Source organism: Salimicrobium flavidum (assembly GCF_900156645.1).
Classification (GTDB): Bacteria; Bacillota; Bacilli; order Bacillales; family Halobacillaceae; genus Salimicrobium; species Salimicrobium flavidum.
On record NZ_FTOC01000003.1, the window covers coordinates 44,152 to 55,390 of the forward strand.

The 11,239-nt window shown below is 43.7% G+C and carries 7 protein-coding genes and 1 pseudogene; 4 read left to right on the plus strand and 4 right to left on the minus strand.

Annotated features, from left to right (window positions below):
- The first annotated feature begins 44 nt into the window (after positions 1-44).
- The 3 genes and pseudogenes from cudC (at position 45) to BW944_RS05340 (ending at position 3,747) form a co-directional block, all read left to right on the plus strand.
- A complete protein-coding gene (gene cudC / locus BW944_RS05330) occupies positions 45-593 on the plus strand; it encodes a choline uptake/conversion transcriptional regulator CudC (RefSeq protein ID WP_159438157.1) in 549 nt (182 codons plus the stop codon).
- A gap of 513 nt (positions 594-1,106) precedes the next feature.
- Positions 1,107-2,445 (plus strand): annotated as a pseudogene (ltrA, locus tag BW944_RS15440) (group II intron reverse transcriptase/maturase).
- Positions 2,446-2,601: 156 nt separating this feature from the next.
- Positions 2,602-3,747, plus strand: a complete 1,146-nt coding sequence (locus BW944_RS05340; protein WP_076557496.1) for an MFS transporter — start codon at positions 2,602-2,604, stop codon at positions 3,745-3,747.
- 340 nt (positions 3,748-4,087) lie between these two features.
- On the opposite strand, the gene BW944_RS05345 is transcribed toward BW944_RS05340, so the two are convergent.
- Genes BW944_RS05345 through BW944_RS05355 form a run of 3 tightly spaced genes read right to left on the minus strand, consistent with a single transcriptional unit; the run spans position 4,088 to position 8,350 of the window.
- Complete coding sequence (locus BW944_RS05345; RefSeq protein ID WP_076557498.1) at positions 4,088-4,474, minus strand: carboxymuconolactone decarboxylase family protein; 387 nt, start codon at positions 4,472-4,474, stop codon at positions 4,088-4,090.
- 1 nt (position 4,475) lies between these two features.
- Positions 4,476-6,107, minus strand: a complete 1,632-nt coding sequence (locus tag BW944_RS05350) for a thiamine pyrophosphate-binding protein (RefSeq protein ID WP_076557500.1) — start codon at positions 6,105-6,107, stop codon at positions 4,476-4,478.
- Positions 6,104-8,350, minus strand: a complete 2,247-nt coding sequence (locus BW944_RS05355) for an EAL domain-containing protein (protein WP_076557502.1) — start codon at positions 8,348-8,350, stop codon at positions 6,104-6,106. Before BW944_RS05355 ends, BW944_RS05350 begins: the two co-directional genes overlap by 4 nt.
- Positions 8,351-8,658: 308 nt before the next feature.
- On the opposite strand from BW944_RS05355, the gene BW944_RS05360 reads away from it, so the two are divergent.
- Positions 8,659-9,714 carry a lipid II:glycine glycyltransferase FemX gene (locus BW944_RS05360; protein ID WP_076557504.1) on the plus strand — a complete coding sequence of 352 codons (1,056 nt, stop codon included), beginning with the start codon at positions 8,659-8,661 and terminating at the stop codon, positions 9,712-9,714.
- Positions 9,715-10,145: 431 nt separating this feature from the next.
- Here the strand turns inward: BW944_RS05360 and BW944_RS05365 are convergent, their stop codons facing one another.
- The gene (locus BW944_RS05365) at positions 10,146-11,228 is read right to left on the minus strand and encodes a glycosyl hydrolase family 8 (protein WP_076557505.1); all 1,083 of its coding nucleotides are present in this window, start codon (positions 11,226-11,228) and stop codon (positions 10,146-10,148) included.
- Between the last annotated feature and the right edge of the window lie 11 nt (positions 11,229-11,239).

Consider the following 11,239-nt stretch of genomic DNA (forward strand, 5'->3'; position numbering starts at 1 on the left):
AATGAATTAAATGTTTAAAATGGTAAAAGAAAGGGGGACTTTCTTTGAAAAAGCAGCCGGAAGCAATGATTGAAGAAGCGGAAGGGGCGGTCGTCAATTCCATTGCGGAAACCATGGATCTTTATGGTATCACGCCTTCCACCGGTCGTCTGTTTGCCAGGATGTATTTCAAACATGAACCAATGACCCTTGATGACATGAAGGACGACCTTGGTATGAGTAAACCGAGTATGAGTATCGCCGTCAGAAACCTGCAGGAAGTCAGCATTGTGCAGAAAGTATGGAAGAAGGGCTCACGGAAAGATTCGTACCGGGCCGAGAAGAATTTCTTCAAGTACTTCTCCCACTTTTTCGGAAACAAGTGGGAAAGAGAAGCCAAGTTGAACCTCACTGCCATCAACTACGCGGAAGATATCCTTCAGCAGGTGATCGATGATGAAGAAGCCGATGAGGAAGCGCGGGAAAGAGCTAAGCTGGATTATGATCAGCTCGAAGACTACCGTAAATACTGCAAATGGCTTGAACGATTGGCCGATTCGATCGAGTCCGGGGAGATTTTCGACTTTTTGCCGGTAGACGAAGAGAAAAAATGAGAACATCTGTCATGGGCAGATGTTCTTTTTTGTGTGTGCCCGGCATGGGCTATAACTAGGTGGTGAAAGTCCACTACAGGCTTGGCAGTAGGAACTGTTAGCCAATGGCAAGTGTGTCCATCGTGAGGTGGAATCTGAAGGAAGCCGAAGGCAAAATCCCGGACTGACGGATAGGAACTGTATAAAAGGCTGTCTTGGAACGGACGAGTTTGCACAACAAAGTGAAGTCCGATACTGCCCGAATTCCAGGCAGTAAATACAGCAGTTACATGGGAGGAAAGTTATAGCTCTTACCCGGGGAGGTCTTACAAGGGTTCCCGCCAAGAGGAAAGAGATTTTCCACAGGAACAACCAGATCAGTGATGTTCTGGTGAATTGTAAGAAGTCAGCCGAAGCCATAGTAGTCCCTACAGGGACGAAGGGCTGAACAATAGGAATCTTGGAAACCGTGGAGGTGGAAGGATGCAGAAATCACAGCCAACGCCTGACGGCGGCTATCTACAGGAGAATAGGATGGAATCCGAAAGAAATGTAGAAGCGTGTAGCATCTCTTGTGGTGAAACGGATGGAAAAGATGGTGTGTTTTATGTCATAGACAAAATCGCCAGTCGTACAAATCTGAATAGGGCCTACGAAAAAGTGAAAGCCAATAAAGGTGCCGCAGGTGTAGACGGGATGAACGTCCAAGAACTGTACGCTTATTTAGTTTTGAATAAGCGCACGCTCATCTCTGAAATTAAAGATGGCTCTTATGAGCCTTCGCCTGTCAGGCGTGCGGAAATAGATAAAGAGGACGGGTCCAAACGGAAACTGGGTATCCCTACCGTCAAAGACCGTCTGGTTCAACAGGCGATACTCCAAGTATTAGAAAGAACCATAGACCCCACGTTCTCGGATAACAGTTTCGGGTTCAGGCCGAATCGAAACGCTCACGATGCCATACGTCGAGCGAAAGAATACTATGAAGAGGGACATCGCACCGTGGTGGATATCGACATGGAACAGTACTTCGATACCGTGAATCACGATAAACTGATGTACCATATCGGGGAACATGTGGAAGACCCCGTCGTTCTTCGACTTATCCGTAAATTTCTCAGAAGTGGCGTATCCGTAGATGGTGCTGTCTATCCCACGGAAATAGGATGCCCACAAGGGGGGGGATCTCTCCCCTCTACTGAGTAACATTTATCTCGATCAACTGGATAAGGAACTGGAGAAACGAGGACATAGATTCGTTCGATATGCCGATGACTGTAATATTTACGTGACATCCAGAAAAGCAGGACACAGAGTCATGGATAGCGTGACCGCCTTCCTGGAGAATAACTTAAAACTTACCGTGAACCGTCAGAAAAGTGAAGTGGGCAGCCCGACGAAACGAAAGGTTCTGGGTTTCTGCCTACATACCACCAAAGACGGGGTTGGCTTCCGCCCTCATTTCAAATCGAAAAAGAAATTCGAAAAGAAACTCAGAGAAAAGACGAGTCGCAAACGTAGTGGTTCCATCCGTCACATCATGAAAGAAGTGAACGAAGTAACAACCGGATGGATTACCTACTACGGCATCAGTTATATGAAGGGATATATCCAACGCATAGACCAATGGCTGAGACCTCGGATGCGACAAGTCATATGGAAACGTTGGAAAAAGGTCCAAACCAAATATCGATACCTTGTGAAATTAAAGATTTCCAGGCAGAAAGCCTGGGAATGGGCAAACACAAGGAAAGGTTACTGGCGTATTGCCTGTAGCCATATCCTTCATAGAACGATAGGAAATGACAGTCTTGAAAAGGCTGGATTGAAAAATCTCAATCAGCTTTTCAAGAAAGCACACTCAACGTATTGAACCGCCGTATACGGAACCGTACGTACGGTGGTGTGAGAGGACGGAGGTTAGTCACCTCCTCCTACTCGATATTCTCGGCAGGTATGCTTACTTAGTGCTTCTTATAATTTTTTAGTATAATAATAAGAAATTACTTTGGATGGAAGGATTTTTCCAATGGTGAAAGAAAAAGATTATACACTGCTTGCTATAATATCAATATTCTTCATGACTGCCGGAATGGGAACAAGGCCGCTAGTGGCGATTCTCGGCAATGAACTCGGAGCATCTTCCTTTCAGATCGGTATAATCATTGCCCTCTTCCCATTACTGCCGCTATTTTTATCAGTCTACATAGGTCGATTCATCAACGTGCAGGGGAGCAAGGGAACGCTTCTTATCAGTGCCACTTTGGCGATGGCCGGACTCAGTCTGCCGTTTTTCTGGACGTCCCTTGCAGGCCTGATCACCTCTCAGGTTTTAGCAGGAGCCTTTCATACGACTTTTATCATCGCTGCTCAAAGTTACGTCGGGCAGTCGAATGACGGAGCCAAACGTGATCACCACGTAATGAAGTTCAGTATCGGAGCTGCAACCGGAACGTTTCTAGGTCCGGCAATCGGTGGAAGCATTGCGGATGCAATAAGTACATCTGCCGCTTTTTTAGTCCTCAGTATAATAGGTCTGATTGCGGTAGTCATGACATTCTGGCTGACTAAAGAAAAGAACCAGGATCCTGATGATCAGGAGGAAAAGCGTAAAGCACCGATGGGAGAGCTTGTAGGGATCGTGAATTTCCGGAGGGCTATCTATATCAGCACGATGATTCTGACCGGTAAGGACGCCTTCACCTCCTTTTTCCCGCTTCTTGGTGTGGAAATGGGATTTTCAGGTACAGCGATAGGTCTGATCGTCTCGGCGAATGCGCTTGCCGGGCTTCTAGTAAGGTGGGGAATGACGTTTTTCCTTTCCAGATTCGAAAGAAACACAGTCATTCTCTCCTCGGTACTCGTATCAGGTCTGATGTTCCTGTTACTACCGTTTTTTGATTACGTCTATGTCATAGGAGTGTTGGCTTTCATACTAGGCCTTGGAGTAGGCCTGGGGCAGCCTTTATCCATTTCAACCGCTCTCAACTCGCTGCCACGGGATGTAATCAGTCAGGGTCTCGGCGTTCGTATTACTGCGAATCGCTTTGTTCAGGTGACTTCTCCGCTATTGTTCGGAACAGTGGCGCAGGTAGTGAGTGTTTCGAGTGTGTTCTGGCTCACGGGAGTGATTTATCTGTTCGGATCGGTGAAAACCAGAGTAAGAAAGGAGTAAAGGGAAAAGTGTACCTTAACATAGAAGTGAAGTTCTTCTGTTATGTATTATCCTGAGCGGGTATATAGATTTTTGCAACTAATGCACGAAGCCTTCAGACAGGAAGAATTCGGTTCTGTAGTAGAGCATATCGGAGAAACGTTCTCGACACGTCTATTTGACTAATAAAAGCGGAAGTGATGGAATATCACCTCCGCTTTTATATAGTTCTATTGAAGTTCATTACTGATGTGAGGAGGGGAAAATGGGGCGTCACAGGATTAGCAAGGCCTCCTCGACAAGTTAACATCCATCGGAGTAGATTTCACCAGACTAATACTAAGAAAAGGGGAGGCTCGACTCACTCTGAAGAACTGTCGGCATGTTCCTCAAACACCTCACCTGCGATTCCCATCGCCTGGACGGCCTTCGGAAATCCTACGTAACCGGCGCAGTGGATGATGACTTCAATGATTTCCTCTTTGGACAACCCGACATTGAGCGCAGCCTGGAGGTGCACTCTCAGTTGATCGAATGCTCCCTGGGTGATCAGAGAAGTGATCGTTACGATTTCACGTTGGGAGAAACTGAGAGCCTGGCGGGAATAAAGATCCCCGAAACCGAAAGAGACAATCATTTCCCATAGATCCGGGGAGATGTCCTTCATCCCTTCCATTCCCTTTCGCACTTCCTGTGAGAAAAGCTCCTCCATCGCTTTCTTACCTGTCTCGTATCTGTTATCTGTCATTTTATTGCCTCCCCATGGTCGGTGGTATTTCATCGCCGTCGATGATTGCTTCGATGACTACTGGTTTGTTTGTGTCTTTTATTGTTTGAAGTGCTGTTATGACAGCTTTTTCAATGTCTTCAGAGGTGTGGCATTTATATGCATCAAGGCCCATAGAGTTCGCAAAGACTTTACCATCCAATGGAGTTTCATACACACCACCGATAGAAGTACCTATCATTTTACGCATTCCTTTTTCCACCATGTCGAGCCGTTCATTATTCATAATAATGAACAAGACGGGCGCATTATAGTTATATGCGGTGGAAATCTCCGTCCCGTGCATGAACATACAGCCATCACCGGTCAGGCATACGACAGGAGCGCCAGGGTCTGCAAGTGCTGCACCTACAGAGAACCCGATTCCGTTCCCCATGGCGCCGAAGATGTCGTCGAAGAAGTATGTACCGGGTTTACGGATATCGAAATGTCTGATGCCATAAAAGGAATGACTCCCGTCATCACCGAATAGGATCGTATCATCGGAGAGTGTGTTACGCATAGCGTTGATCACGGATACAGCAGACATTCGTTCGGTTGGGGCCGGTTCAGGGGGCTGTTTCGGTTCAGGAAGTTCGCGTAAATGGGAGATCCCGGTTGAAGACTGTGAAAGTAGGGTTTGAAGATTCGCTTTAAGATCTCCGAGAACCGCCGTCGTTTCTGTAAACAGTGATTTCCCGATGAAAGTAGGGTCGTAGTCGAAATGGAAGACTTGATCCGGTAACATATCATCCGTGAACCCGGGAAGACTCATATCGCTCAATCTTGTGCCGAGAACAAGCATCAGGTCGGTTTTCCCTTTTAAATATTCCGCTGCTTCTTCCGTACCTCCAAGCCCGAAGCCACCGAGAGAGAGGTTGTGATCCGTGCGGAAGGCGCCCTTCCCTCCGGGGGTGGTAACGACAGGGATCTGCCAATGCTCTGCAACTTTTTCCACTTCTTCATAAGCGCGGCTCGCATGTACTCCTTTACCGACGAAAAGAACCGGTTTTTCCGCTCGATTCAGCAGGGGAATAAGATTCTCCGTTTCTGGTGAAATCGTTGGAGTCCGATTCGGGAGATCAAGTAGAAAAGGCTCCGTTTCATCGAGAAGGATATCGAATGGGATAGAGAGGTGTACCGGTCCTTGTACTTCTGTCACAGCTTTTTCGAGTGCATGGGAGAGGAGAGGAGCGAGACGTTCCGCATACTCGACTCTTGCGCTGAATTTCGTCACGGGTTCGAACATACGGCACAGGTCTGTCCCGAACATGCTGGAATCCTGTCCCTGACCTTTTCCGGTATCTTTCATGGAGGGATGTCCGGTAATGATGAGAAGCGGAGCATGGAACGCTTTGGCCTGACCTGCGGCAGTCAGAAGATTGGTGCCGCCGGGGCCGGATGTGCCGATGGCGACACCTGGTGTGTTTTTCATCATGGCATAGCCGGAAGCCTCGAACCCGGCAGCTCCCTCATGTTTGCTTAATACGAATTCGATATCCGTATTCAAAAGCTCAAACAGTATCGGTGAAATCGCTTTTCCGGGTATTCCGAAAACGTGGGTGAGGCCCCAGTGTTCAAAGTGATCGGTTAAGATAGTAGCAAGTTTTTTCATCGGTTATCCTCCTGATTTGCCTGCGGGCGAATATAAGATTTTTCTATTTCTTCGGCAGTCAATGGTTTGCTGAAGAAAAAGCCTTGAGTCACGTCACAATTTTGTCGGATGAGAAAGTCAAGCTGTTCACTCGTTTCCACCCCTTCAGCGATTACCTGCATATTTAGGTTGTGAGCGAGACTGATGATGGCATTTACAATGATCGCATCGTTCGGGTCATGGAGGATTTCACGGACAAAGGACTTGTCTATCTTGATGTAGTCGATGCGGAACTGTTTCAGATAATTGATAGAACTGTAGCCGGTTCCGAAGTCGTCGATGCTGATACCGACACCGCTGGCTCGGAGCTCATCCAGAACAAGGAAGGAGCTGTCGTACTCCAGCGCCATATACTCGGTTATTTCAAGTACAAGGTGTTCCGGGGCCAGCCCGGTACGCTCAAGGACATTTTTTACCAGAGAAATGGTGTTTTTCGTCAAAAACTGTTGAGTGGACATATTCACAGAAACTTTCACAGGTTTTCCACCAGCGTCCTGCCATTTTTTGTTCTGAATGCAAGCTTCTTCGATGACCCACTCCCCGATCTGGGTGATCAGACCGTTCTTCTCAGCAAGACTGATGAATCTATCCGGAGAAAGAAGCCCGAGCTCCGGGTGATTCCAACGGATCAGTGCTTCCACTCCGATGACCTCGCCTGTTGTGTTATTGATTTGAGGCTGGTAGTGAAGGGTGAATTCTCTTTTCTCTAGAGCCCCTCTCAAGTCCGCTTCCAGACGATATTCTTCCATCATGTTTTCAAGAGAGGATGTCGTATAGACGACGTACCGGTCTTTTCCGTCCGACTTCGCCTGATACATCGCGTTATCGGCATATACCATGAACGTTTCAAGAGACACATATTCATCCGGATAGTGGACAATCCCGATACTTGCGGTGGTGTAAATCTCTTCTCCACTCACCTGGAAAGGGTTGCGGAATTCCTGCAGGATTTTCTTTGCCTTATCGACCGCATAGGAGTCATCTTCAAAATCCTTGAGAAGGAACACGAATTCGTCACCTCCCATGCGGGCGAGGACATCCTTTTCACCTAAATATTTTTTGAGATGGTTACTGACTTCCACGAGAAGGTGGTCGCCGCACGTATGTCCGAAATTATCGTTGATGATTTTGAAGCGGTCGAGATCGATGAACATGAGTGCCAGGTTCCGTGATGCTCCCTGCCGTACTTCCTCAATCGAATTTTTCGTTTCGCGATTTATATAGCGGCGATTCGGAAGATCGGTCAAATCATCGTGATAGGCGAGGTAATTGTATTTTTCCTGAAGCTTGTGCCGTTCTGTTATATCCCGGAACTGACCGAAGGCACCGGCTAAAGTTTCGTCTTCATAGATGGGCTGGGCATCAAAGAGGCAAACGACGGTTTCACCTTCTTCACCCGTGAATTGGAGAATTTCATTGGAGAAGCTTTTCTCATTCTGCAATACCTGGTGGAAAAACTCTCCCGTGACCGGTGATTCACAGATGTTACGCCCTATTACCGAATCCTTATCGTTTCCGGAGATTTTTTGAGCGAAATCATTGAACTCTGTCGTAATCCCCTTCTCATCTGTAACAACTATGCCGTTTCGTGTCCTGCTCAGCATTATCTGATTCATGATATTCAGTTTTCTGTTCTGTTTCCGGAGGAGCAATTCACGTTCGATGGAATCGACCACCTGAGAGAGCATCGTCAAAAACAACGGGTTTTTATATTCGATGGGCATCATGATGGATAAGCTGCCAAGCAGGTTGTTGTTATCCGTATAACGGAAAGCGGTTCCGTAACAGGCCGTACTATGAAGGAATGTATGGTAATGGTTCGTTCCAACCAGGCTGATAGGATGGTTCTGTTCCAAAGAGAGGCTGATGACATTCGTTCCGGTATCTTCCTGCCTGAAAAGACTACCCGGGAAGATCCCGAACTGTCTGATGGTTTCACGGATCGTTTCATCGCCTTCCACTTTCAGGAGATATCCTTCAGCATCTGCCACCCCGACCAGGATAGGTGTACCTTTCAAGGAATCCAGAAGCTTGTTTGAAAAAAAGCTGACGACAGCCAGGATTTCGTCATACTCGTCTTTTTTCGCTTCCAGTTCCTGAGTGGTCAATATGGTATCCGGACGTGGGATTTCTTCGGGATTCATTCCGGCTTCTTCACATAGACGCTTCGATTCGATGATGAAATCCGGCTCAGTATATGTCATAAAGCTCTCCTTTGAAGGTTTTAATTTAACTATATACTGATTTGTTCACTACTGTCAAAAGAAGCTATGAAAAATTGAGCATTATCACTACATTCTTTGTATAATAAAGTGGGGGGGGAGTTTAGAAATTATTTTCTAGAAATTATCAGAAAATTAAATATAATTAACTAGAGCTTATAGATTTTAAAGAATTGTTGTACTATACTATTTTTAAGAAAATCGTTTCTTTGAAAGAACAATCGAAGTTAATGTGAAAATAATTAGAACCACCCTTTGTAATGAATTCAATATTTAAGGAGAGTGGCTGAGTGCTTAATATTATAGACCTCCACAAGAGTGAAGAATGGGACAAAATAGTCAAGGAAAATTGTTACGATGATGCATACTATCAATCAGGTTACATCTATGCAAATAAACTTGAGTTCGGGGAAACTCCTCTTCTTCTACATTTTGAAAAGGATGATATTCAAATTATAAATATAGTAAGCTTTCGTGATATCAGTGAAAATGATGAATTCAAAGAAATTCTACCCAAAGGGGAGTTTTTTGATATAACTACTCCCTATGGGTATGGAGGCATCATAGTTAATGGAAATCTTACTCAAAAAGTGAAGATAGAATTTATAAAAGAATACTCAAATTTCTTGAAAGACCATGGAGTCATCAGTGAATTTGTAAGATTTCATCCATTTTACGAAACTCCATTTCAATTTGGAGACATCTATGATATTGAATATAATCGGAAAACTGTATATATGGATTTGAAAGATGAAGAATCTTTATGGGGAAATATGAAATCAACTTCAAGAAACAGAATTCGAAAGATTCAGGAACGCAACCCTGAAGTGAAGAGTTTAACCTCAAAAAGATATTTGAAACAATTCATTGATCTTTACTATGTTACTATGGATAAAAATAATGCGGAGAATAGTTATTATTTCAGTGAGAAGTATTTTGAAGAATTAATGACTTCAAAAGATCAAGTTGAATTGTTTGGTGTCCTGATTGATGGTGAATTAATTTCAGGTATGATTGTTCTTAAAGGCAGTGAGAGTATTCATTATCATCTTGGGGCAACTAATCCTAAATATTATTCCCTTTCCCCAAATAACTTATTATTTTATGAGGTTGGCAAATGGGGAGTTCGTAAGGGCTATAAGAAATTCCATCTTGGTGGAGGTCATTCTGGTGAAAATGATGGATTGTTCCGTTTTAAAAAATCCATGAACAAAAATGGCTTAATAAATTTTTATATAGGCACAAAAGTTTGGGATGATCATTCCTATGAAAAGCTTACTAAAATAAAAAAAGATAGAGTAGCTACTGAGTTATCGACTAATTTCTTTCCAGCTTATAGAGCATGAGAGTAAATAGATATTATCAACACTATTGAAATTATTTATGGATAGTAACTTTTATAGCGTTCAAAAGAGAGTATTATCTCAATTTTCTAGGGGCACGATTTGGAATAGTAGATCATTGGAAAAGAATAGGGAACATTTTATTTAGTGACTTAGCAAATATCGGAATGATACTTCGATCGAATCTTTCTTTCATCACTTTAAAGACATTGATAGGCTATAGTTCATATGAGTCAGTGGAGGAATTGAAGAGGAAAGTTAGTGTTTATATCTATAGATTTCAATTAGGAGGGGATTAAAGAAAATGACCCCGATGTAACATCGAGGTCAACTGCTGTTATTTTAATTAATAACACTTTCCTTAATTATCGGGTGCAATTCACAATAAAGTTTTCTAGTTTTAGATTTATAGTTTATTTAGATTAGTAAAGACTTTAAGAATTCTCGTTAAGCCAACCAGCATTCTTCAATTCTTCAATAGCAATCATCGGGAGGAGGTTGTCGAATATATGGGTGTTTTCATCCTCGCCGACTGAGTAACCTCCTTTGTATTCTCCACCATTTTCTCTGAATTCGATTAAACGATCATATGTTTTCATAGCCAGCTCCTCATTATCAAATTTAATAGCATAGCTGATAAGGAGACCATAAATAGCAGGCGATTCATAGTCAACGAGAGGTTCTTTGGTGTTCAGGCTATAAATGCCGTGCAAGGTCCCTCTTGTGTTGACCTCTTCTTCAATGAATGATGTTAGTTCTTTGGACTCTCCGGGTGAATTAAGCGCAACAATCAATTGATCTATCATATTTATTTTTGCATCGTACTTCAATTCATCCCGCTCTACCATGTATGTTTTGGGATAAAATCCGTTTTTCTTCGGGAGATTTTGAAGTACCTTGAATGATTCTCCGTGGACTTCTGGTGTAATATATTCTTTTTCGAGAAGGAAATCCAGGTCTTCTACTCCTAAATAGGAAGTAGTGAGAAAATCAGAAGAGTAGCCGATCGATTTATCATAGAAATCAATCATAACTGATTCGTATACGTTATTTTCTCCTACGGCTTTTCCTATATTGTCAGCCGTCTCTCTATATTTATCGTCGCCCCATCTTTCATGAGCGGCCCAGAGCGCTTTGATGATTCTGACATCATCTATCAGAGCATTAATATACTCTTCATATTCGCCTTCTTTGGAAAGCTTCCAATAAATGAAGCCGTCTTGGTCCAGGAAAAATTGATTCAATTGCTGATATGCTTCTTCGAAAAGCTCTTGCTTGCCAGCTGTAAGGGCATATTCCATCCACAATCCTACAGTTTCTGAAAGAGCCTCCTTTCCTTGAACTTCGTCTGCATCTTCCTCGGTATCTTCCTGCATATAGGTCGCAAAAGTACCATTTGAGTTTCGTAGATTCTGATCGATGAAACGATAAGTGTCTTCGTTTGTCGAATTTCCGTTGAAAGCACGTAGAAAAAAGATACTGAAAAATATAAGTACAACAGTGAAAGTGATTGTCATTTTTTTCACTC

Bases quoted from the DNA above. Each gene is read 5' to 3' on its own strand.
- BW944_RS05340 (WP_076557496.1), top strand. From the start codon at position 2,602: ATGGTGAAAGAAAAAGATTATACACTGCTTGCTATAATATCAATATTC.
- BW944_RS05345 (WP_076557498.1), bottom strand. From the start codon at position 4,474: ATGACAGATAACAGATACGAGACAGGTAAGAAAGCGATGGAGGAGCTT.
- BW944_RS05350 (WP_076557500.1), bottom strand. From the start codon at position 6,107: ATGAAAAAACTTGCTACTATCTTAACCGATCACTTTGAACACTGGGGC.
- BW944_RS05355 (WP_076557502.1), bottom strand. From the start codon at position 8,350: ATGACATATACTGAGCCGGATTTCATCATCGAATCGAAGCGTCTATGT.
- BW944_RS05365 (WP_076557505.1), bottom strand. From the start codon at position 11,228: ATGACAATCACTTTCACTGTTGTACTTATATTTTTCAGTATCTTTTTT.